At 66.4% G+C, this 22,588-nt stretch carries 17 protein-coding genes and 1 pseudogene; 4 read left to right on the forward strand and 14 right to left on the reverse strand.

Annotated elements, in window-relative coordinates:
- Positions 1–7: 7 nt before the first annotated feature.
- The 8 genes from secA to CKJ84_RS04540 form a co-directional block, all read right to left on the reverse strand.
- Complete coding sequence (gene secA / locus CKJ84_RS04505) at positions 8–2,572, reverse strand: preprotein translocase subunit SecA (RefSeq protein ID WP_095546060.1); 2,565 nt, start codon at positions 2,570–2,572, stop codon at positions 8–10.
- 279 nt (positions 2,573–2,851) lie between these two features.
- Positions 2,852–3,520, reverse strand: a complete 669-nt coding sequence (gene hpf, locus CKJ84_RS04510; RefSeq protein WP_095536395.1) for a ribosome hibernation-promoting factor, HPF/YfiA family — start codon at positions 3,518–3,520, stop codon at positions 2,852–2,854.
- Between the two features lie 170 nt (positions 3,521–3,690).
- On the reverse strand, positions 3,691–4,308 hold the full coding sequence (locus CKJ84_RS04515) for a ComF family protein (RefSeq protein WP_095546061.1): 618 nt from the start codon (positions 4,306–4,308) through the stop codon (positions 3,691–3,693).
- Between the two features lie 28 nt (positions 4,309–4,336).
- Complete coding sequence (locus tag CKJ84_RS04520) at positions 4,337–6,082, reverse strand: LpqB family beta-propeller domain-containing protein (RefSeq protein WP_095546062.1); 1,746 nt, start codon at positions 6,080–6,082, stop codon at positions 4,337–4,339.
- Entirely contained in the window at positions 6,066–7,655 is a 1,590-nt protein-coding gene (mtrB, locus tag CKJ84_RS04525; protein ID WP_304441711.1) for an MtrAB system histidine kinase MtrB, read from the reverse strand. Before mtrB ends, CKJ84_RS04520 begins: the two co-directional genes overlap by 17 nt.
- Positions 7,656–7,718: 63 nt before the next feature.
- Positions 7,719–8,402, reverse strand: coding sequence for an MtrAB system response regulator MtrA (gene mtrA, locus CKJ84_RS04530; RefSeq protein WP_095278806.1), 684 nt, complete (start codon positions 8,400–8,402; stop codon positions 7,719–7,721).
- Entirely contained in the window at positions 8,402–9,016 is a 615-nt protein-coding gene (locus CKJ84_RS04535; protein WP_095546063.1) for a dTMP kinase, read from the reverse strand. The genes mtrA and CKJ84_RS04535 overlap by 1 nt, the downstream gene beginning before the upstream one ends.
- Before the next feature lie 10 nt (positions 9,017–9,026).
- On the reverse strand, positions 9,027–9,392 hold the full coding sequence (locus CKJ84_RS04540; RefSeq protein ID WP_095546064.1) for a DUF4259 domain-containing protein: 366 nt from the start codon (positions 9,390–9,392) through the stop codon (positions 9,027–9,029).
- 186 nt (positions 9,393–9,578) lie between these two features.
- Between CKJ84_RS04540 and CKJ84_RS04545 the strand changes: the two genes are divergently transcribed.
- From CKJ84_RS04545 to CKJ84_RS12600, 3 genes and pseudogenes are all read left to right on the forward strand, one after another.
- Positions 9,579–10,571 carry a hypothetical protein gene (locus CKJ84_RS04545; protein WP_095546065.1) on the forward strand — a complete coding sequence of 331 codons (993 nt, stop codon included), beginning with the start codon at positions 9,579–9,581 and terminating at the stop codon, positions 10,569–10,571.
- A 1,224-nt stretch (positions 10,572–11,795) separates the two neighbouring features.
- Positions 11,796–12,530, forward strand: a pseudogene (locus CKJ84_RS12595) (Rib/alpha-like domain-containing protein); the annotation flags it as partial.
- 23 nt (positions 12,531–12,553) lie between these two features.
- The gene (locus CKJ84_RS12600) at positions 12,554–16,966 is read left to right on the forward strand and encodes a Rib/alpha-like domain-containing protein (RefSeq protein WP_095546066.1); all 4,413 of its coding nucleotides are present in this window, start codon (positions 12,554–12,556) and stop codon (positions 16,964–16,966) included.
- A 78-nt stretch (positions 16,967–17,044) separates the two neighbouring features.
- Here CKJ84_RS12600 and manA read toward each other — a convergent pair whose 3' ends face one another.
- Genes manA through CKJ84_RS04580 form a run of 5 tightly spaced genes read right to left on the reverse strand, consistent with a single transcriptional unit; the run spans position 17,045 to position 21,520 of the window.
- Positions 17,045–18,274, reverse strand: coding sequence for a mannose-6-phosphate isomerase, class I (gene manA / locus CKJ84_RS04560; protein ID WP_095546067.1), 1,230 nt, complete (start codon positions 18,272–18,274; stop codon positions 17,045–17,047).
- Positions 18,275–18,313: 39 nt separating this feature from the next.
- Positions 18,314–19,189 carry a zinc ABC transporter substrate-binding protein gene (locus CKJ84_RS12680; RefSeq protein ID WP_198949235.1) on the reverse strand — a complete coding sequence of 292 codons (876 nt, stop codon included), beginning with the start codon at positions 19,187–19,189 and terminating at the stop codon, positions 18,314–18,316.
- A gap of 10 nt (positions 19,190–19,199) precedes the next feature.
- On the reverse strand, positions 19,200–19,499 hold the full coding sequence (locus CKJ84_RS04570) for a hypothetical protein (protein ID WP_095546068.1): 300 nt from the start codon (positions 19,497–19,499) through the stop codon (positions 19,200–19,202).
- A gap of 35 nt (positions 19,500–19,534) precedes the next feature.
- A complete protein-coding gene (locus tag CKJ84_RS04575) occupies positions 19,535–20,905 on the reverse strand; it encodes a phosphomannomutase/phosphoglucomutase (protein ID WP_095546069.1) in 1,371 nt (456 codons plus the stop codon).
- A gap of 30 nt (positions 20,906–20,935) precedes the next feature.
- Positions 20,936–21,520, reverse strand: a complete 585-nt coding sequence (locus tag CKJ84_RS04580) for a DUF3499 domain-containing protein (RefSeq protein ID WP_095546070.1) — start codon at positions 21,518–21,520, stop codon at positions 20,936–20,938.
- 94 nt (positions 21,521–21,614) lie between these two features.
- Here CKJ84_RS04580 and CKJ84_RS04585 point away from each other — a divergent pair, with 94 nt between their 5' ends.
- Positions 21,615–22,115, forward strand: a complete 501-nt coding sequence (locus CKJ84_RS04585) for a metallopeptidase family protein (protein ID WP_095537131.1) — start codon at positions 21,615–21,617, stop codon at positions 22,113–22,115.
- A gap of 27 nt (positions 22,116–22,142) precedes the next feature.
- Here CKJ84_RS04585 and CKJ84_RS04590 read toward each other — a convergent pair whose 3' ends face one another.
- Entirely contained in the window at positions 22,143–22,391 is a 249-nt protein-coding gene (locus CKJ84_RS04590) for a WhiB family transcriptional regulator (RefSeq protein WP_095279042.1), read from the reverse strand.
- Positions 22,392–22,588 lie beyond the last annotated feature (197 nt).

The raw sequence follows: 22,588 nt of genomic DNA on the forward strand, positions 1-22,588 counted from the left end.
CGGGAACTTAGGCCTGCTGACCCTGCGGTGCGTCGCCGGAGCCCTCAGTGCCGTTCTGCCCCTCGAACTGCTTGCGGATGAGGAAGAGCTGGCGCACCGTCTCCTCCTGGACGGCCTCGTTCATGGCGGCGAACATGTCGCCACCTTCCTTCTGGTACTCCACCAGCGGGTCACGCTGCGCCATCGCGCGCAGGCCGATGCCTTCCTTCAGGTAGTCCATCTCGTAGAGGTGCTCGCGCCACTTGGTGTCGATGATCGGCAGGATCACGGAACGCTCGATGTTGCGCATCTGGTCATCCCCGCCGATCGCGGCGACGTTCTCCTCGAGCTTGTCGTACTGGGCCTGCGCATCGTCGATAAGCGCCTGGCGCAGCTCGGAGGCGCTGATCTCGCCCGGGCTGCCGTAGGTGGAGCCCTCGACGAGCTCTTCGGAGGACACCGTCGGGCCGTAGAGGGAGTCGAGCGCGTTCCACAGCTCGCGCAGGTCCCAGTCCTCCACGTAACCGTTCATGGTGGCTCCCTCGACGTAGGCGCCGACGGTGTCATCGATCATGCGGCGGACCTGGTCCTTGATGTCCTTGGAGCCCAGGATTTCCTGGCGCTCGCGGTAGACCACCTTGCGCTGCTCGTTGAGCACCTCGTCGTACTTGAGCACGTTCTTGCGCATCTCAAAGTTCTGGTTCTCCACGCGGGCCTGCGCGCCCTTCACGGCGTTGGAGACCATCTTCGCCTCAATCGGCACGTCGTCCGGCACGTTGAGGCGGTTCATCATGTTCTCCATGGACTGGCCCATGAAGCGCACCATGAGCTCGTCGCGCATGGAGAGGTAGAAGCGGGTCTCGCCCGGGTCACCCTGGCGGCCGGAGCGGCCGCGCAGCTGGTTGTCGATGCGGCGCGACTCGTGGCGCTCGGTGCCGATGACGTAGAGGCCGCCGGCGGCGCGGACTTCGTCGCCAAGCTGCTTGGAGCGCTCCTTTGCGGCCGGGAGCTGTGCGTCCCACGCCTCCTGGTAGCCCTCCTCGTTCTCAAACGGATCCAGGCCCTGCGCCTGCAGCTTCGCGTCCAGCAGGATTTCCGGGTTGCCGCCCAGCACGATGTCCGTACCGCGGCCGGCCATGTTGGTGGACACGGTCACGCGGCCCGGCAGGCCGGCCTCGGCGATGATGCGGCCCTCTTCCTCGTGGTGCTTCGCGTTGAGCACGTTGTGCTTCACGCCCTTGCGGGTAAGCAGCTGCGACAGGTACTCGGAGCGCTCCACCGAGGTGGTGCCCACCAGCACCGGCTGGCCCTTCTCCGAGTGCTCTGCAATGTCCTCGGCCACGGCCGCGAACTTGGCCTCCTGCGTCTTGTAGATCAGGTCGTCGCGGTCCTGGCGCTGGTTCGGACGGTTCGGCGGGATCTGCACGACGTCCATCTTGTAAATCTGGTGCAGCTCGGCCGCCTCGGTCTCGGCGGTACCGGTCATGCCCGCCAGCTTGTCGTACAGGCGGAAGTAGTTCTGGAGCGTGACGGTAGCCAGCGTCTGGTTCTCGTTCTTGATCTCCACCTGCTCCTTGGCCTCAATGGCCTGGTGCATACCCTCGTTGTAGCGGCGGCCGGCCAGCACGCGGCCGGTGAAGCCGTCCACGATCATGACCTCGCCCTGGCGGACGATGTAGTCCTTGTCGCGCTCGAAGAGCTCCTTCGCCTTGATGGCGTTGTTGAGGTAGCTCACCAGCTGCGAGTGCTCCGGCGCGTAGAGGTTGGTAATGCCCAGCTGGTCCTCGACGAACTCCACGCCGTCCTCAGTAATACCGATGGTGCGCTTGCGGTGGTCCACCTCGTAGTGCTTCCCCTCGCGCATGCGCGGCGCCAGCTGCGCGAAGACGGTGTAGTACTGGCTCGAGCCGTCGACGGGGCCGGAAATAATCAGCGGCGTACGCGCCTCATCGATGAGGATCGAGTCGACCTCATCCACGATGGCGTAGTTGTGGCCGCGCTGCACCATGTCGTTCATGGAGCGCGTCATGTTGTCGCGCAGGTAGTCAAAGCCCAGCTCGTTGTTGGTGCCGTACGTAATCGCGGCCGCGTAGGCCTTCTTGCGCTCGTCCGGGCGCATCTCGGAGAGGATCACGCCCACGTCCAGGCCGAGGAAGTGGTGCACACGGCCCATCATTTCCGCGTCACGCTTGGCCAGGTAATCGTTGACCGTGACGATGTGCACGCCCTTGCCGGACAGGCCGTTGAGGTATGCGGGCAGCACCGAGGTCAGGGTCTTGCCCTCACCGGTCTTCATCTCGGCGACGGAGCCGAAGTGCAGCGCCGCGCCACCCATAATCTGCACCTTGTAGTGCTTCTGCCCCAGCACGCGCCACGACGCCTCGCGGGCGGTGGCAAACGCGTCAACGAGGATGTCGTCCAGCGACGCGCCTTCTTCGACCTGCTGCTTGAACTCGTCGGTCTTCGCCTTGAGCTCCTCGTCGGTCAGGGCCTCGTATTCCCCTTCCAGCGCCATGACCTGGTCAGCAATCTTGGCTAAGCGCTTGACGGTGCGCCCTTCACCGGCGCGGAGCAACTTGGAAAGTCCAAACACGTTGTGCGAATCCTTCTTGAGTCAGTTCTTGGCGTAGCGAATGCGAAAAAACGCGTTCTACGTGGAGTTCATTATGGTGTACCAACGGGCAATTGTACGCATATTCCTCCAGCTGTTGGCAACCACCGGCCTGACTGTCCGGTAAAAGGTTGATGTGAGCGCAAGGGCGCATGCTTATCGACGCCCCCGAGCCCCCTCCCCTCCGCCACCGCATACAACAACCGCCCGCGCACCCCGTGCGAACTTGGGATGCGCGGGCGGTACAGCCGGCGTCAGCGCTTAGGCCTCGGCGTCCGCGAGGACGATCAGGCCGTAATCGTAGGCGTGGCGGCGGTACACCACGGACGGGCGCTTGGACTCCTCATCCACAAAGAGGAAGAAGTCGTGGCCCACCAGCTCCATCTCGGAGAGGGCCTCGTCCACGCTCATCGGGGTGGCGGGGTGCTCCTTGCGACGCACGACCTGGCCCGGCTCCACGTCCTCAATGGTGGCCGCGTACGGGTCAACGTCGTAGTTATTCTCCGCCTTGTTGCGTGCCTCCTCGGCCTCCTGCGCCAGCTCAGCGGCGATCTGGCCGGTGGACTTCGGCGCGCGGTGGCCGGACCGGGCAACCTGGCGACGGACCTTCACCTTGCGCAGGGAGCGCTCCATCTTGCCCAGCGCGGACTCGAGCGCGGCGTAGAAGCTGTCCTCCTTCGCCTCGGCGCGGGCGAGGTGGCCCTTGCCGGTTGCGGTGATCTGCACGCGCTGCGCCTGCGCCTCGCGGCGCGGGTTGGGCTCGTGCTGCAGCTCGACGTGGAAGAAGGTAAGCGACGGGTCAAGCTTTTCCACCTTGGCCAGCTTGGCGTTCACGCGCTCTTGGAAGTGCTCAGGGACATCGACATTTCGGCCGGTGATGGTCACCTGCGCGTTGGGGCTCAGGCTGTCGTGTTGGTCTGCAGAAGTCATCTGCGTCCTCCCTTGAGTAGTAGGAACTCGGTCTACGTCCACTATACAACTGGTCATAACCAATATGTCTGTTTTTCCAAAGAACTCCCGCCCAATTTCCTGAACGCGCCCGCGCCACGCAGCCGGTGGCACGTATACCACGCAGAACCCACCCTTGCCTGCACTTTCATTCACGCCTCGGCCAGCGTGAGGCATCCGACGACCCGCACCCCGTGGGCCAGCAGTCCGGCCACGCTTGCCCCCAGCGTTGCCCCCGTAGTCACCACGTCATCTACGACCACTACGTTTCCAGCGGGGGTAGCCGTCACCCGCACTGCCCCCGCCAGATTGGCCCTGCGGCCCGCCTCGTCCAGCTCGGATTGGTCCGCGGTGCGCGGGTCCAACTCCAGCGCGGGCACCGTCGCGCGCCCGCTCGCTTGACACACGGCCTGCACCGGGTCGCCGCCGCGCTCTCGCGCGCTCGCGGCACGCGTCGGCGCGGGGACGAGCACGTCCACGTCTGGGAGGTCACCGCGCACCTCGAGGAATTCCACCGCGGCCCCGATGACGGCGCCGACGTGGCGGCGCACCGCGAGGTTCTTGCGCTCCTTCATCGCCAGGATGACGCCGCGGTGCGCCTCCGCGTACGGGCCGAGCGCGAAGACGGGCGCGTGGACGGCGACGTTGGGGAACACGCGGGTCGGCGGCGCCGCCAGCAAGGTACGGCAACGCCCGCACAGGACCGCACCCGGCTCGCCGCAGCCGGCGCAGTAGCGCGGCAGGATCAGGTCGGCGACGCCCCCAAGCATTGTCTTCCCCCTCCCCAGGCACCGCTTCCTAGTGGCGGGCCACAATCGGCAGCGCGCGGGTGCCCAGCAGGCCCGGGACCTCGCGCCACAGCGGGTTATCCGCACCGGAGATGGGCATCTGCAGCAACGCGTTGGCGTCGGTGACGTAGAGCATGTTCGGCGAGGTGCCCACGGCCACCACCGGCGCGGAAATGTTGCCGGCGGACAGCGTGGTCGTGGAGGAACCGTCCTGCTCCACCCGCAGCACCGGCGCGGCCGCGCTGGAGGTGCCGGCCAGCAGCGACCCGTCCGGCTGCCACTCGGCGGTAATGAATGACCCGCCGAGCTCGGAGGCGTACTCCATCACGTTCACGATGGAGCGATCGCCGGTCTGCCCGCGCTGCACGATGCCGGTGTACAGGTGGCCGTCGATGATCATGAGGACGCGCGCCGAGCTTCGCGACAGGCGTAGCACCGAAATGTTGCCTTCCACGCCTTCCGGCAGGTCGACGGTGATCTCGCTCGTGGTGTACTCGCCGGTGGCGGTGGACCGCCACGTGCGCAGCACGTTCTTGCCTTCCGCAACGATCCACACGGCGGCCGCGTTCGGCTCGAAGGTGGGCCTGGAGAACGTCTTTCCCTTCACTACCTCTTCGTCTCCTCCGCCGAAGCGGCCGACGCGGAACGCGTCGTCCTCGCCCTCGGGCCCGTCGCCGAAGACGCCGGCCCAGGCGTCCTCGCCGTAGATGTCGGCGGTCATGACGTTGCCGTCCTGCCCAAGCGGGCCGTCGACTTGGCTGGCGGTGCCGCCGCTGACGCGGGACACGTGGCCGTCGGTAAGCGAATAGAGCGTGCTGTCGCCCACGAGGTCCACGAGGGGGCTGAACTCGGCGAAGTCGTCGACGGTGAGCTTGTCGGCGCCGTCGAAGAGCGCTTCCCCGTCGGCCTGCAGGTTATAGGGCCCGGTCACGCCGGCGGAGGCGAGCGTCCAGACCACTTGCGCGGCGAACTGCTTGCGCGTCTGTTCGTCCATGCCGCCGAAGCCGGTGAACTCGTACGCGCCGTCGTTGAAGCCGGTGTACGCGATCGTCGCGCCCTCTTCCTCCGCAGAGGCGAGCGCGTTCGGGCCGGACACCGCGGGCTGGAGGCGGTCCGACGGCCCCTGTGTGAGCAGGGAGATCAGGGCGCTCGGCAGCGACTCGCGGCGGGCGTAGACCCAGCGGCGATCCGTGATGAGCTCGTTGCCGGCGGGGTCGAAGAAGTAGAGGTCGTAGGGCTGGTACTCGTCGCGCATCTCGCTGCGCTCCAGCACCACGCCGGACGGAAGCGAGGAAATGCGCCACTCGCCGTCGACAAGCTCGAGCTCGATCGTGGCTTCGTACGAGCCATGCTCCGGAGTGAACGCGCCGCCGTCGTGCAGCTCGCCGACCACGTCGCCGTGGACGCTGAAGCTGCGCTTGTTCCCCGCGCTGCCGACCAGCGTGGTCACCCCGAGGCTGTCCACCACCAGCGTCTGCACGCGCGGGTCCCACGCCGAGCGCGCGTCGCCCGTGAGGAACGCGCGCGCCGCCTCGTAGTCGCCGGCGGGAACCGCGGCCGCGCTGTAAAAGTCGCGCAGCAGCAGGTCCGGCTCTCGCCCCTGCACCGGGGTCACGTCCGGGCCGCCCGCGGTCTGCTCGTCAAAGGGATGCAGCACGTGCGGGTCAGTATTCGCGGGCAAGGAGGTGCATCCAGTGGTCAGGGCGATTATCGACGCCACCGCCACCGCCGCCTTGGCCTTACCGTTCCTCCGCATCTGTCGCCTCCTTCAGCGCCGCAGTGTCTTCTTGTGCCGCCGGCCCCGCAGGTTCCGCAGGCTCCGCCGCCGCTTCCAGCTCCGCCCCCGGGGCGACCAGCGGCAGGGGCTCCTCGGTGAACCCGTCCTCGGTGTGGCGCGGCAGAATGAGCCGGAACTGCGCGCCCACGCCCGGGGTACCCGCCGCGTCGAGCGTGCCCTTGTGCAGCAGCGCGTCCTCGCGGGCAATGGCCAGTCCCAGCCCGGTGCCGCCGGAATGGCGCTTGCGCGACTTGTCCGCGCGCCAGAAGCGGTTGAACACCAGCTCCTCCTGGCCGGGCTTAAGGCCCACGCCGCCGTCGGTGACGGTGATGGCGACGGCCTCGTCGTTGGCACGCAGCACCACGCGCACCGGGTTGCCCTCGGAGTGGTCGATGGCGTTGGCCATGAGGTTGCGCACGATGCGCTCGATGCGTCGCGGGTCTCCCTCGATGTTGACGGGGTCCTCGGGGACGTCGAAAAGCACCTCGACCTCGAGCTCCTCTGCCAGGTGCTTCGTCTGTGCCCAGGCCGACTCAATGGGCGCGCGGGCGTCGATGTTTGCCAGCGAGAGGTCCGCGACACCGGCGTCGTGGCGGGAGATCTCGAGCAGGTCGGTGAGCAGGGCCTCGAAGCGGTCGAGCTCGCTGATCATCAGCTGCGAGGCGCGCTTGGTCGCCGGGTCCAGCTCGTCCTCATTGGCGGCGATCATGTCGGCGGCGATGCGGACCGTGGTCAGCGGGGTGCGCAGCTCGTGGGAGACGTCCGAGGTGAACTGCCGCTGTAGGTCGCCGTACTGCTCGAGGTGGTTGATCTGCTGCGAGATCTTGTCCGCCATGTTGTTGAAGGACAGTGCGAGCACCGCCATCTCGTCCTCGCCGTCCACGGGCATGCGCTCGCGGAGGTGGCCGGAGGCGAAGCGCTCCGCCGTGCGCGACGCCGAGCGCACAGGCGCGACGATCTGCTGCGAGGCGAGCCACGCGATGCCCACCAGCAGCACGATGACAATCACCGCCGCCGACGCGATCAGGCCGCGCATAAGCGCGAGCGTGGAGGCCTCGTTGTCCATGTTCATGACCAGGTACAGCTGGAGGTCCTGCACGTCCGCGTTTGTCGGCGTACCGATGATGAGGGCGTTGTAGGTCGTGCCGTCAGCGCGCTCCACGCTGGAATACTGGTAGGCCACGTTGCCCTCGGACACGTAAGTCCGCAGCCGCTCCGGGATGGAGAAGGACTCCGGCGAAGAGGTACCGGCGCCGGGGCCGCCGCTGACCACCAGGACCGGCTCGTACACGCTCGGGGCCTCAGCGCTTTGCTGGGAGCGCTGCGTCAGCGCGGCGCGCGCTGAGTTCAGCCGCACCTGCAGGGAGGACGCGCTGCCCGTGGTGTTGATTTGGTCCTCCACCATCACCCGCGCGCGGTCAATCTCCACGCTCGCCGCGTCGAGCTTGGTGGCGGCGATGCGCTGGGTGACCACGGAAGCCATGGCGAAGCCGAGCACGAGCATGACCACGGTGGAGACGATGAGCACCGTGCCCACGAACCGCACCTGCAGGGAGGTGCGCCAAGATTCTGCGACGCGCTCTCTCGCCCGCCAGACTGCGTTGCGCTTTATGTGCTACACCCCCGGCTTGCCGGTCTTGTAGCCCAGACCGCGCACGGTCAGGATGATCTCCGGGTTCTCCGGGTCGCGCTCGATCTTGGAACGCAGGCGCTGCACGTGCACGTTGACCAGGCGGGTGTCCGAGGCGTTGCGGTAGCCCCACACCGTTTCCAGCAGCTCCTCGCGGGTGTGCACCTGGTTGGGCTTGCGCGCCATCTCCAGCAGCAAGTCGAACTCCAGCGGGGTCAGCGAGATCTCCTCGCTGCCGCGGCTGACAATGTGCTGCGGGACGTCAATGGTCAGGTCGCCCACGTGGAGGACGTCGCTGGCCTGGTCGTCGGTACGGCGCAGACGGGCGCGAATGCGGGCCACCAGCTCCTTCGGCTTGAACGGCTTGGTGATGTAGTCGTCCGCCCCAGACTCCAGGCCGAGCACCACGTCGACCGTGTCGGTCTTCGCGGTGAGCATGACGATGGGCACCGGAGAGGTGCGGCGGATCTCGCGGCAGATGTCAATGCCGTTGACGCCCGGGAGCATGAGGTCCAACAAGATCAGGTCCGGGTCAAAGCTATGGAACGCGTCCACCGCCTCCGCGCCGTCCTGGACGGACGCGGTGCGGAAGCCCTCGGCCTCCAGCACGATGGTGAGCATCTCATTGATGGCTGGGTCATCATCAACAACGAGGATCTTCGGCTGCATCACGGCTCCTTGGCGTAGAAGTCTTTCACTGCTTGCATAATAGTGCCCGCATCACTGGTGCGAATCCACGGACTCACCCAGCCGGCTTCCGCCAGGGACACGTAGGCGCCGTGGGTGTCGCGCTGCAGCTGCGCATCCCGCTCGTAACGGTCGCGCTCGCGCGAGGCGTCCTGCGCCGCGCGCTGGACTGCCCGCTCCTGCGCGACCTCCGGGGGCGTATCCACGAGCACCTGCAGGTCCGGCAGAGGAAGGCCGAGCCGGTCAAACTCCAGCTCGCGAACCCACTCCACCACCGATTCGTCGCCGGTGCGCGCCCAGGAGTACGCCGCGTTGGACGCCACGTAGCGGTCCAGGATCACGAGCTCGTCGCTGCCCTTGTAGCGTGCGATGTCCGCCCTCGCCCCGAAGCGGTCCAGCGCAAACATGGTGGCCATGCCGTACGCGGAGTCGGTCAGGTCGCCCATCTTCCCGTGCAGCGCCTGCTGCGCCAGCTGCGCGTGGATCGAGTCCGCGTAGCGGGGAAACGCCAGCGCGTCCGCGCCCCGCTCGCGGCGCAGCGCCTGGACCAGGGTGTTCTTTCCGGCGCCGTCGATGCCTTCGACTGCAATGATCATGCTCGCGCGCCTACGCCAGCGCTTCGAGGAACTGGTCCAGGTCCGCGTCGGTGCGCTCGGCCGCGGCCTCGAGCACGGACGTGGCCGCCTCCGCGGTTTCCTCGTCCAGCGCGCCGTTGTGCGTGCGGATAAAGGTGTACGTATCGGCCGTCTCGCCCGCGGAGAAGGGGGCGCCGGACCAGATGGCCACGATCGTCGCCGCGGCCTGGGCGTTCAGCAGCTCGTCCTCGCTGACGGTGCTGGGGTCTTGGTTGGCGGCCAGCAGCACGGCGTCGATAAGCGCCTGCTCGAGCTCGTCACCCTCGAGGGCATCCAGCTCGTCGAGAAAGTCAGTGTTGGCGTCGATGGAAAAGATTTCCTCGTCCCACGTACTCATCGGCGTCTCCTTCTATATTGGGCAGTTTGCCCCTTAGGTCTACCACGATCGCGCCACCGCGGGTGTGTTTGCGATCACTCGGACACAAAATTTCCCCTGCGGCGTGCTATAACGGCTTCAGCGCAACTTTTGTTATAGGGTTGTAATACTTTTGACTCAATAGCGTGACATGCGAGAGGAGGAGCGATGAAGGACAACCAGCCCCGCGTGGGCCTCTTCATGACGGCCGGCATCCTGGTAGCCATCGTGGTGGGCATCGTGGTGTTCAACACCTCCGCCTCCGACCGCTCCGCGCAGGCCGGGTACGTCACGGACAGCGACACGAAGCATCCGGACACCTCCGCCTCCAGCACCGAGTCTGCAATCTCGAAGTCCACGAAGGCAACGGCGCTTAGCGACGCCCCCGCGGACCACAATTCCTCCACCACCAGCGGGGACAACCAGAACCCCCGCCACCAGAACGCGAACCACGACACCGACGCGTACCAGGCCGCACCCGCCCAGCAGGGCGGCGGTTCCAACTACAACCTGAACTCCGACCCGTACGCGCCGCAGCACGCGGTGGTGGGTACCGCACAGCCGTCGAACCAGTCCACGCGCGTCTTCCGCCCCACCAACGTGGTGCCCACGACCGTGATGCCCACGACTGCGGTGGCAGGCCCCGAGGCGGAGGCGACCACGGGCACCACCGGCGGCGCGAACGATTCGGCGCAGCCGGGCGCTGCGGGCACCCCGGGCACCGCCGACACCGCCGGCGCCCAGAACAGCGAGCCCACGACCGCCGCACCGGCGACGGAGCCGACCGCTTCCGCAACCCCGGGCGGCCCGAGCGGCCAAGGCGCGGAGAACCCGGCGAGCGCAGCGGAATCCGCAGCACAGTCCGCCGCCAGCGAGGCAGCCCAGCAGGCCTCCGAGGCACTGCGTCCGATGGGCCTCAACGATGGTGCCAACGAAAGCCAGAGCGAGCCGGGCACTCCACAGCAGCAGGCACCGGCCGAGTCGGCGAACCAGGCTGAGCAGGCCGGGCAGCCCGGCCAGCCGCAGCCCGAGCCGGCAGCGCCGGAAGCACCCGCAGCTCCCTCCGAGCAGCCGCAGGAAGCGGCCGCGCCGCAGCCCGGAGGCTTCTCCTCCGACGCCCAGCACGCCTGGCAGCGTTGGGTGGGCAACTTCCGCCACTAAGAGCTCGCGACGAGCGCCGACGGCTACAGGAAAACCCAAGGTGCGCCACTAATTCTCCGAGTTCCCCGTTTTCAGCCACCCCACCCGCACTGCGCTGGGATTCCCCGGCTACCCCCATTTTGGCGACACGTATCAGCGCCTCCCCGTGCCTTTGTATGACCAATGCCGTAACATTCCATACAAAGGTCCCTCCAACCCTGCATCAAGCGTTTTTCAAAACAGTTTGGTGCCGTAGATCAGGTTCCCGGGACTGATTCTTCCTATTAGCCGTCTCCTCAGAAAGGGACCCACATGCGGTCTATCTTCACCCCCCGCAAGGTTGATCTTCGCCCGGCCCTCGCCGCATCCATGGCAGCTACGCTGGCTATCTCCGGCACCGCCGCAGTCAGCATGACCGCTCCGGTCGCCGCGTACGCACAAGCCGTGGTTCCGGACAGGGAAGACACGGAGGTTCCGAGCGTCGGGCTCCAGGGGACCAACGAAGACAAGCTGCCCTGGTTCCTGACGTACCGGCCGACTTACGCCGATTACTACGTGGCTGACCCGGGCGAAACAATTAAGATCGACGCCCCCGAATACTGGGAGTTCTATCCGGAAACAGTGAAGCGCAGCGCGCCCGTAGGGCTCACATGGTCCACGCAACCTGCTGGCGACCAGCCCTGGGAAAATCCGGATTGGGCAGAGTTTCATGACGACGGCAGCGTGACCGTCAACGTCCCCAAAGTGGTGCCGGACAGCGGCTACGGCATGAACCAAAATGTTTGGACGCTATCCACCGAGGCGAAGGATCCGTCTGGCTCCACGTTCAAAACAAGCATCACCCTGTACGTCAATCGCGACGGCATTCCGCGAAACAGCAACGGCGACATCGACAAAGAAAAGTTGCCTGATTTTGTCCGCTACGAGCCTAAGTTCCCCCGGCACCCAATTGTTATTGCACCGGGCGAAACCAAGACCTTCGAAGGAGTAGCCTTCGATGACCCGATTCGCGACCCCGGAACGAACGTCGACTGGCCGTTGAATGACAACGGCGACAAGATCGAATACAAGGTTGAAAAACAACAACACATCGTCGATGCGAGCAATAACGCCAAAGAGTTCTACGCCGTAGAGGGCAACGACGCCGAGATCACGTACGACACCCCCGGCAAAACCATCGGTACGAAAATTACAGTCGCCGACAAATCTCCCGAACTTGGGTTGGTAGAACTCCCATTCACGTTTATGTACGGGAAGAATGACGGTCCCGAGTACGACATCCCGAATTTCCAGATCTTCGTCGGGAATCTGAAGGACGCAGCCCGATTCACGGCAGACTTCCGCGGGTCGATCACAGTCGGCGTCAAAGAGCCGGGTGCAGTAGACGGCCCCAAATTCATCGACGCTACAGCCGTAAACAAAAATGACGTCTCGGAAACCCCGCAGGGGGCTAAGCTCTTCGTCTCCGATGTGAACAACAACCGCAACTGGGTACGCATCGAAAAAGGACAAATTGTTGCCCGCCCCAATGACGTGTCGCTCAAGGGCACACACAACGTGCCCGTCCAGGTCGAATTTGCTGACGGCTCGGTTTCCCCCGCGTTTAACGTCCCTATCACCGTGACGACGCAAAACGATCAATACGATCCGATCGTCGGCGACGCTATCGCTACCAAGGTCGGCACGGAGGTGACCAACGACGCCGCGAAGAAGGCCATCACCAACCTGGACAAGCTCCCGGTCAAAGACGTCACCTTCAAGAACCCGGTCGACACGTCCGAGCCTGGCGATACCACCGCCACCATCGTCGTTTCCTACACCGACGGAAGCACGGACGAGGTAAAGGTCGACGTCCACGTCAACGACCTCACCGACGCCGAGAAGTACAACCCGGCTCCAACCGGTATCACCATCAAGGAAGGCGAATCGGCCAACCCGCTCGCGGCAATCTCCAACAAGGATGAGCTACCGGAGGGCATCACTGCGAACTCCACGGCGCAGAGGTGGACTGCGGCCTCGCGGGCACGAACAAGGTCACAATCGTCGTCACCTACCCCGACGGTTCTACCGACGAGGTCACTACTGACCTCACCATCAAGCGCCGCACGGACGCAGAGGTCAACGACCCGATCGTCGGCGACGCTATCGCTACCAAGGTCGGCACGGAGGTGACCAACGACGCCGCGAAGAAGGCCATCACCAACCTGGACAAGCTCCCGGTCAAAGACGTCACCTTCAAGAACCCGGTCGACACGTCCGAGCCTGGCGATACCACCGCCACCATCGTCGTTTCCTACACCGACGGAAGCACGGACGAGGTAAAGGTCGACGTCCACGTCAACGACCTCACCGACGCCGAGAAGTACAACCCGGCTCCAACCGGTATCTCCATCAAGGAAGGCGAATCGGCCAACCCGCTCGCGGCAATCTCCAACAAGGATGAGCTACCGGAGGGCATCACTGCGAACTTCAAGGGCAAGGTCGACACCGGCTCGGCCGGCACGAACAAGGTCACAATCGTCGTCACCTACCCCGACGGTTCTACCGACGAGGTCACTACTGACCTCACCATCAAGCGCCGCACGGACGCAGAGGTCAACGACCCGATCGTCGGCGACGCTATCGCTACCAAGGTCGGCACGGAGGTGACCAACGACGCCGCGAAGAAGGCCATCACCAACCTGGACAAGCTCCCGGTCAAAGACGTCACCTTCAAGAACCCGGTCGACACGTCCGAGCCTGGCGATACCACCGCCACCATCGTCGTTTCCTACACCGACGGAAGCACGGACGAGGTAAAGGTCGACGTCCACGTCAACGACCTCACCGACGCCGAGAAGTACAACCCGGCTCCAACCGGTATCTCCATCAAGGAAGGCGAATCGGCCAACCCGCTCGCGGCAATCTCCAACAAGGATGAGCTACCGGAGGGCATCACTGCGAACTTCAAGGGCAAGGTCGACACCGGCTCGGCCGGCACGAACAAGGTCACAATCGTCGTCACCTACCCCGACGGTTCTACCGACGAGGTCACTACTGACCTCACCATCAAGCGCCGCACGGACGCAGAGGTCAACGACCCGATCGTCGGCGACGCTATCGCTACCAAGGTCGGCACGGAGGTGACCAACGACGCCGCGAAGAAGGCCATCACCAACCTGGACAAGCTCCCGGTCAAAGACGTCACCTTCAAGAACCCGGTCGACACGTCCGAGCCTGGCGATACCACCGCCACCATCGTCGTTTCCTACACCGACGGAAGCACGGACGAGGTAAAGGTCGACGTCCACGTCAACGACCTCACCGACGCCGAGAAGTACAACCCGGCTCCAACCGGTATCTCCATCAAGGAAGGCGAATCGGCCAACCCGCTCGCGGCAATCTCCAACAAGGATGAGCTACCGGAGGGCATCACTGCGAACTTCAAGGGCAAGGTCGACACCGGCTCGGCCGGCACGAACAAGGTCACAATCGTCGTCACCTACCCCGACGGTTCTACCGACGAGGTCACTACTGACCTCACCATCAAGCGCCGCACGGACGCAGAGGTCAACGACCCGATCGTCGGCGACGGTATCGCTACCAAGGTCGGCACGGAGGTGACTAACGACGCCGCGAAGAAGGCCATCACCAACCTGGACAAGCTCCCGGTCAAAGACGTCACCTTCAAGAACCCGGTCGACACGTCCGAGCCTGGCGATACCACCGCCACCATCGTCGTTTCCTACACCGACGGAAGCACGGACGAGGTAGAGGTCAACGTCCACGTCAACGACCTCACCGACGCCGAGAAGTACAACCCGGCTCCAACCGGTATCACCATCAAGGAAGGCGAAACCGCCGACCCGCTTGCGGCAATCTCCAACAAGGATGAGCTGCCGAAGGGCATCACTGCGAACTTCAAGGGCAGGGTCGACACCAGCTCGGCCGGCACGAGCGAGGTCACAATCGTCGTCAAGTACCCCGACGGCACCAGCGAAGAGATCCAGACCGATCTCACCGTCGAGCGCCGCACCGACGCGGAAAAGAACGACCCGACGGTCGACGAGAAATTCGAAATCATCGCTGGCTCCAAGCTGCGCCAGGAACATGCCGAGAAGATCATTGAAAATATCGGCTCCCTGCCCAGCGGCACCACCGCGGACTTCAAGGACAAGGGCGAGGGCTCGCTGAGCACAGAGAACCCGACTCCGAATGACATCGACAAGGATGTCACCATCGTGGTCACCTACCCGGACGGCTCTACCGAGGAGATCGACACCAAGATCACCATCAAGCCTCGCCCGGACAACTGGGACTTCCAGCCGCAGGTCCGCGAAAAGGTCATCACCGCCGGCGATACGCTCGAGGCTCGCGACGTCATCGAGAACCTTCACGAGCTGCCGCAGGACATTGAGGTCGAGCTCGACGGCGACGTGGACACCTCCACCCCGGGCGCGTACAACCCGCAGGTCGTGGTCACCTACCCGGACGGTTCCCAGGACCGCGTCGGCTCGACCATCATCGTCAATCCGAAGCCGCTGACCAACAAGCAATTCGACCCCAACTACGGCGACATCGTGCAACTCACCGCGGGTGAGTCCAAGAGCGCCGAGAACCCATTCGGCGACGAGACGGCGCCGGAGGGCACGAAGTACGAGGCCAAGTTCCGCTCGGACGCCACCGACTGGACCTTCGACGAGGACAAAGCCAACGAGACGGGCGTCGTCACCGCTCAGGCACCATCCGCCAGGGATCTGGCGCAGGAGTTCGCCCGCGTGACCAAGTACTCGCACCTCGACTGGGACACCCTCGCAGCGGTGCTCAAGCCGATGGTCACTACCTCCGTCGAGGTAGACATCGACTATGCCGACGGCTCCTTCGACGCTGCGACCGCAGCATTCGAGCTTGTCGACGCCGACGGCCACTCCCTCCTCGACCCCGAGGCCGACGCCGACGGCGACGGTCACACCAACCGCGACGAGGTAGAGAAGCGCTCCAACCCGTTCGACGAGGAAAGCGTTCCCGTGCCGCCGGCAGACTGGAACACCTCCAACGCCAACACCGTCTACCCCGGCGAGGACGTCACCGTTCCCAACAACGGCGGCCGCGTCCAGGCGGGCACCACCGTGAAGGTCGATGGCCCGGGCACCGCCGAGATCAACAAGGACGGCGACCTGGTCATCACCGCCAACGAGGACGCCAAGCCGGGCGACAAGATCGTGGCAACGATGACGGACTCGGACGGCAACCAGATCGACATCGTCCAGGTCTCCGTCAAGGAGGACGAGCGCCTGCAGGGCGACAAGACCAACGCCTCCTTCGGTAGCGACCCGTACGTGCTCATCCCGGGCGAGACCAAGGACACGAACCGCCCGTTCGGCCCGTTCGGGATCCCGGATGACACCGAGATCACCGTCCAGGTGCCCGCCGACGCCACCGACTGGAAGTTCGAGGGCAACGAGGACGGCACCGTCACCGCCCAGGCACCATCCGCGGCGCAGCTGGCGGCACAGTTCTCCGCGCTGGACAAGGCAGTCCAGAAGGACTGGGACAAGCTCGCCGAGGCCCTCGCGCCGGTCGTCGCACCGACCGTGGGCGTGAACTTCACGTTCACCGACGGCTCCAACGACTTCGCCAACGCCCGCTTCGAGCTCACCGACGCCAACGACAAGTCCATCCTCGACCCGGACGCTGACTTCGACGACGACGGCCGCACCAACAAGCAGGAAGTCGACACCGGCACCAACCCGTTCGAGCGCAACTACTTCGAGCCCCACTGGGATGCCACCGAGGGCGAAGGCAGCGCCGAGCCGGGCGGCAAGCTCACCATCCCGAACAAGGGCGGCAAGATTCCGAAGGGAGCGATTGTCGACGTCGCCGGCCCCGGCAGCGCCGTCATCGACGACCGCGGCAACCTGGTTGTCGCAGTCGAGGAGCAGGCCATCCCGGGCGACGAGATCACCGCGACCGTGAAGGACGAGCAGGGCGCTGAGATCCAGAGGATCGTCATCATCGTCAACGCGAAGGTGAACAGCAACACCCACACCGCGGTCGGCGAGCCCGGCAAGGACACGTCCCTGAGCTCCAACATTGACCAGGGCAAGTGCTCCGCAGCCGCGATCGGCTTCGGACTCCCGATGCTGGCAATCGTCCCGCTCGCCATCGCCACCCAGGCAGCCATCCCGGGCCTGGCCGGCTTCCGCGAGCAGGTTGCCGTGCAGATCGAGCAGGTGAACTCCCAGATCCAAAACGGCCTGGGCATCATGAACCCGCAGATCGCCAAGCAGGTCTCTGACATTAACGGCCAGCTCCGCCAGTACGGCACGAACGTGGCCACGATCGGCGGCGGCCTGCTGCTCTTCGCCGCAGGCATCGGCGTCACCGCCCTGATCGTCGATAGCTGCAAGCCGGGCGGCCCGACCAGCTCCAACTAGCTCACCCAACGGCAACGCCGGCCCCGCTCCTCACTCCAGAGGATGCGGGGCCGGCGTTCTTCGTTACTGCAGCAGACGCTACACACTGGCGAGGAACAGCTCTGCGCCGTCAGCGCCCTCCGCCGTGAACACTACGCGCGCGTCGCTCGCCGGGACCCACGCCGCTTGGCCAGGGCGCAGGATGAGCTCCTCCCCTGCCGCGCCGCGCCCCACGGCCTCGCCGCTCGTGCACAGCACGATCGCCGGCCCATCCGACTCCACCGCCAGCTCCGCGCCCTCGCTCAGGGCGTAACGGCTCAGCCGGAAGTCTTCCATTGGCAGGACGAACTCCTCCCCCGACGCGCCGCCATCCGCCGCGCGGGTCTTCGCCCGCGGGGACTCTAGCGCCTCGAACTTGAGCACGCGCACCAGCTCCGGCACATCCACGTGCTTCGACGTGAGCCCGCCGCGCAGCACGTTGTCCGAGTTCGCCATGATCTCCACGCCCAGACCCGACTGGTAGGCGTGCAGCTGGCCGGCGTCCAGGTACAGCGCCTCGCCCGGTTCCAGGGTGAAGTAGTTCAGCAGCAGCGCCGCGAGGGCGCCGATGTCGCCCGGGTAGGCCGCCGCAAGCTCGAGGAACATGGTGAGCACCTCGACCATCCACAGCTCCACGTCGGTCCCCCCGGCTTTGTCAGGATTTTCCAGGAGGGTGCGGGCGCGGTTGACGGTTTCGTCGATAAGCAAATTGCTCGCCTTGCGCGGCAGCGAGATGAGGGTGGTAAACAGCGCGCGCAGGCTCGCCTCTTCCTCGCTGGGGTCGACCATGCTGGTGTAGCGGTTGAGCAGTGGCGAGCCCAGAGCGTCGAGCAGGCGGGCGGTGCGCGCGTACGGGCGGAACCCGGCGAGCGCCTTGAACTGCGTCAGCGCGACGATCAGCTCGGGCTTGTGGTTCGGGTCCTTGTAGTTGCGGCGCGGGTCGTGCAGGTCAATGCCCGCCGCCTCCTCGCTGCGGAACCCCTCGACGGCCTGCGCTTTCGACGGGTGCGCTTGCAGCGACAGCGGCGCGCCCGCCGCCAGCAGCTTGAGCAGGAACGGCAGGTGTTCGTCGAACTTGTCGGCCACGCGCTGCCCAAGCGCCGCGCGGGGATCGTCCGCGATGATCGCGTCCAGGCCGCGGGAGCCGATTGTCGACGGCGCAGCCGGGTGCGCACCGAACCACAGCTCCGCCTCCGGGCTGGGGGCGGGCGACGCGGTGCCGCGCAGGTCAGCGAGCATGGTGCGCGAGCCCCACGGGTAGGTGCGCAGGGCAGGTTCGAGGAGCTCCATCGGTGTCTGTGCCTCGTTTCCTTCGGTGATGGGTGTGGGCTACCCGTCGCTGGGGTCGTCGAGCGCAGTCACGGCGTACGCGCGCGCCAGTAGCCGCAGCACCGTGACGGACTCGCCCAGGTGCTGCGACGCGACCGTCTCAGCGCGGGTGTTGGGCGCGACCGGGGCGTGCGCGTCCGGTTGCGCCCAAAGAACGACCTTTAAGGGTACCAGCTCCACCGGGCCGTCAAGGAATGGATCGTGGAAGATGTCGTCGGCCGGGGCGGGCGCACCGCCGCGGGCGAGCTCGAGGGCCTGCGGGAGCCCGTCGGCGTCGACGAAGCCGCTCGCCAGGCCGCGGCAGGACCACAGGGCGGCCACGAGCTCCGCAAGCGCGAGGCCGTGGCGGGTGGTGCCGGAGTGCACGACGTGCGCGTCGCGGGCAAAGGCGCGCAGCTGGCGGGCGGCGTTGACGTCCTCGGCGCGTTCCGGGGAGACGGCGGTGAGCTCGGCGTCCAGCTCGTCCGCGAGCATGCGGAACCGCTCTGCCAGCGCCTCCGCCGCCGCGCGGGGGTCGAGCGCGTCGATCACCGCCGACAGCACCGCGATCGTGCGCGCCGGCGACGGGCCCATCGTGGTGGGCAGGGCCGGGACGACGACGGTTGATGTGGGCGCCTCGTCAACGATCGGGCCGCGGGCTGGCCCCGCCAGCACCGTTTCCGCGCCGCGCTGCGCCGCCGTCTCCGTGAGCACGCTGCTGCTGCCTTCCAGCTGTGGTTCCAGAAAGACCGCGGGGACGTGCAGGTTTTCCCGCGTGCGGGTAAAGGCGATGACGTCGCGGGGGCTCTGCTCGATACTGGGGTTCGGCGTGACAAACCCGGCGATCCGCCGCCCGTAGGCCGCGCCCAGGTAGGAGGAGCGCGGTGGGGGGGGCACCGAGGTGCGGCTACCCTGCCGGGTGCGCCCCACCCGCCGACGCACACCTCCGTGCTCGGTGGGGCAGCGTGTCCGTCACCACCACCGGCAGCGGGAGCGGTGCGCGCACCTGGGCCACGGCGCGGGCGGCGGCGCGCGCGACCTGGTCGGTCGCCACCACGATCACGCTGCGGGGTTGCATCCCGCGGAGGTTGGCGAGGGACGGCAGGGCGTCGATAATAGCCCTGACCTGCGCCCCCTCGTGGGCGATGTCGAAGAAGCGGACGGTCTCGCGGTCGTAATCGCCGGTGCCCTCGTAGTAGTCGCTCATGACCGCGATCTTACGCAGCGCCGGCGCGCGCGGGCCTAGGCGCGGATGATTCCCAGGATCTCCTCGACCAATTCCTGGACTTCCTGCTCCGTCTCCGCCTCAACGTTCAGGCGCAGCAGCGGCTCGGTGTTAGACGCGCGCACGTTGAACCACGCCTTCGTGCCCTTGAGCCACACGGTGACGCCGTCGAGGCGGTCGAGCTTCTCGGTGCGCTCCGCAAACGCGTCGAGCACGCGCTGGGTGGTCGCGTCCTGGTCGGCCACCTCGGAGTTGATCTCGCCGGAGGCGGCGTAGCGGTTGTACTCGGCCATCAGCTCGCTGAGCGGCGCGTCCTGCTCGGCCAGCGCGGCGAGCACGTGCAGCGCGGCGACCAGGCCGGAGTCGGCGTTGAAGAAGTCGGCAAAGTAGTAGTGCGCGGAGTGCTCGCCGCCGAAGCGCGCTCCGGTGCGCGCCATTTCCGCCTTGATGTAGGAGTGCCCGACGCGCGTGCGCACGGCCTCGCCGCCCTGCTCAGCGATGATCTCCGGCACCGCCTGCGAGGTGATCAGGTTGTGGATGATCGTCGCGCCCGGGTGCTGCGCCAGCGTGCGGTGCGCGATCAAAGCGCTAATCGACGACGCGCTCACCGGCTCCCCACGCTCGTCCACCACAAAGCAACGGTCCGCGTCGCCATCGAAGGCCAGGCCGATGTCCGCGCCCTGCTCTACCGTGAACTTCTGCAGGTCCACCAGGTTCTTCGGGTCCAGCGGGTTCGCCTCGTGGTTGGGGAACGTGCCGTCGAGCTCGAAGTAGAGCGGGCGCACGTCCATGTCGTCCAGCACGGCGGGCACGGTAAGGCCCGCCATGCCGTTGGCGGCGTCGACGGCCACGACGAGCTTCCGGTCTGTGGGCACCGGCACCAGGTCGCGCAGGAACGTCGCGTAGTCGGCCAGGATGTCCTTCTCGGTCACGGTGCCCGTGGCCACGTCAGCGGCGGGCACGCCCTCGAGCACCATCCGCCCGATCTCGCCCAGTCCGGTATCGGTGGACACCGGGGTTGCTCCGGCGCGGCACAACTTGATGCCGTTGTACTTGGCCGGGTTGTGCGAGGCGGTGAACATCGCGCCGGCGCACTTGAGCGTGCCGGCGGCGAAGTAGAGCTCGTCGGTGCTGGTCAGGCCCAACGAAACCACGTCGAGCCCCTGGGAGGTCGCGCCCTCCGCGAAGGCGCCGGCGAGCTCCGGCGAGGAGGGGCGCATGTCGTAGCCCACGGCGATGCGGGTTTCGCCCTCGCCGCGCAGGATGTGGGCGAACGCCGCGCCGACGGTGCGGACAAAGTCGGCGTCGATGGTCTCGCCGACCACGCCGCGCACGTCGTACGCCTTGATGACGTTCTTTAACGTTGCTTCAGTGTGTGCAATTGCCATGGCGCCAGTCTAGCGCCGCGCTACACCGTGCTACTCAGTACCGGAGTCCTTGTCGGCGTTTTCGGACGGGTCGGGGACCACGCGCAGGTGCGCGCGCCGCTGCGCCTTGTGCGCCGCCAGGTGCGCCTCGATCCGCTTCGTGCGGTGTACCGGGTGGTTGGAGGTGGCGGGGTCGTTGAAGTCGTGGGAGGCCGAGTACTCGATGGGGTCGGCGGAGGTGTCCACCAGGCCGGTGGTCACGCGACCGGCCTCCCCCGCCTCGCGCACTGCCTCCGCGAGCGCCGTCAGCTCGGACTCATCGAGGTCGTCCAGGCTGGTGTTCAGGCTGCGAGCGAAGAACGCGGCGTGGGCGACGTCTTCAGTCGCTTCGGGTTGTTCGGACTCCTCAAGGTCGGCGGGGTCTTCGGTGATGTCCACCTGTTCGACGCGCACCATGTCCCAGCCGACGGGGGCGGTGATGTGCGCGGAATGCCGCTCGCAGAGGTCCCAGGAGTGCGGGTCCTGCTCTGGGGCGAGCGGGCCGACCACTGCCGTGGAATCCGCGTAGGCGTAGATCAAGGTGGCCACGGCGGGGCGGCCACAGCCCGGGCGACAGCAACGACGGAATACACTCACGGCGCACAAGTCTAAACCCCGGCTTGAGGTTTGTGAAGTGCGACGCGGCGCGCCCCGCCGGAATCGCGCACCCCTCCGCCTAGGATGTGGCCGTATGAGAGGTTCCACTCGGATTGGCGGCACGCCGGAGGATTCGCCGCTCCAGCTGCGCAGTGCGCGCGACCGGCACGGCCGGGGTGCCCGCGGGCCGCTGCTGCCGGTCGGCGTCCCGCGCTACCGCACCCGCTCGACGGCGTTTGACCAGCTGGTGCTCGAGTCTTACGCGCCGCTGCACAACGCGTACGCGGTGCAGCTGTCGGGGGTGGACCTCGCCGTTGACACGATCCCGCGGATGCGCCTGCGCGCGGACATGACTGTGTTGCCCGAAGAGATCATCGCGGACGGCCCCGTCCCCCTCGGCCGCGTCCTCCCCGCGGGCGTGGACCGCAACGGCCGTCCGACCCGGGCGCGCCTGGTGGTGTTTCGGCGTCCCGTCGAAAAGCGTGCGCGCACAGCAGAAGAGCAGTCGGAGCTCCTCACCTGGATCCTGACTGCTCTGGTCGCGCAGTACCTCAACCTGGATCCGCGCGACATTGACGACACATTCCCCTGGTAGCCAGGGGCGGGCGCTTGCTTGCGCCCCTTAGCCGATCTGCTTCTTCAGACGGCGACGTTCGCGGTCCGAAAGACCGCCCCAAATGCCGAAGCGCTCGTCGTGCTCCAGCGCGTACTCGAGGCACTCGTCGCGCACGGCGCACGCCTTGCAGATCCGCTTCGCCTCACGGGTCGAGCCACCCTTGTCCGGGAAGAAGGCGTCCGGATCGGTTTGCGCGCACAGCGCTTGGTCCTGCCATTCCTTCTCGACAGCGCCAAACAACTCCTCGAGGGTCATGCCACCCGCGACCGCGCCGCGGAGGTGGGCGCTATTCGCCTGATTCGCCGAGTCTTCCACGCTTCCCCCTCCTTCCGTTGTTGCTTTTGTTCTACTCGCTTGCCACGTGAAGCCCCCGCCGCTTCGGGCACTACGGCCAGTGCCTGCGAGCGGGTCTCCACTGACGACTCACGTCGATGTGATTACGAAAACGATTA

Origin of the sequence: Corynebacterium sp. NML 120412, assembly GCF_002285155.1 — a bacterium.
GTDB lineage: Bacteria > Actinomycetota > Actinomycetes > Mycobacteriales > Mycobacteriaceae > Corynebacterium > Corynebacterium gottingense.

Bases quoted from the DNA above. Each gene is read 5' to 3' on its own strand.
- CKJ84_RS04535 (WP_095546063.1), bottom strand. From the start codon at position 9,016: ATGATCATTGCAGTCGAAGGCATCGACGGCGCCGGAAAGAACACCCTG.
- CKJ84_RS04590 (WP_095279042.1), bottom strand. From the start codon at position 22,391: ATGACCCTCGAGGAGTTGTTTGGCGCTGTCGAGAAGGAATGGCAGGAC.
- hpf (WP_095536395.1), bottom strand. From the start codon at position 3,520: ATGACTTCTGCAGACCAACACGACAGCCTGAGCCCCAACGCGCAGGTG.
- CKJ84_RS04575 (WP_095546069.1), bottom strand. From the start codon at position 20,905: ATGGCAATTGCACACACTGAAGCAACGTTAAAGAACGTCATCAAGGCG.
- CKJ84_RS04540 (WP_095546064.1), bottom strand. From the start codon at position 9,392: ATGAGTACGTGGGACGAGGAAATCTTTTCCATCGACGCCAACACTGAC.
- CKJ84_RS04545 (WP_095546065.1), top strand. From the start codon at position 9,579: ATGAAGGACAACCAGCCCCGCGTGGGCCTCTTCATGACGGCCGGCATC.
- manA (WP_095546067.1), bottom strand. From the start codon at position 18,274: ATGGAGCTCCTCGAACCTGCCCTGCGCACCTACCCGTGGGGCTCGCGC.
- CKJ84_RS04515 (WP_095546061.1), bottom strand. From the start codon at position 4,308: ATGCTTGGGGGCGTCGCCGACCTGATCCTGCCGCGCTACTGCGCCGGC.
- CKJ84_RS04570 (WP_095546068.1), bottom strand. From the start codon at position 19,499: ATGAGCGACTACTACGAGGGCACCGGCGATTACGACCGCGAGACCGTC.
- CKJ84_RS04520 (WP_095546062.1), bottom strand. From the start codon at position 6,082: ATGCGGAGGAACGGTAAGGCCAAGGCGGCGGTGGCGGTGGCGTCGATA.
- mtrA (WP_095278806.1), bottom strand. From the start codon at position 8,402: ATGCAGCCGAAGATCCTCGTTGTTGATGATGACCCAGCCATCAATGAG.
- CKJ84_RS04585 (WP_095537131.1), top strand. From the start codon at position 21,615: ATGAGAGGTTCCACTCGGATTGGCGGCACGCCGGAGGATTCGCCGCTC.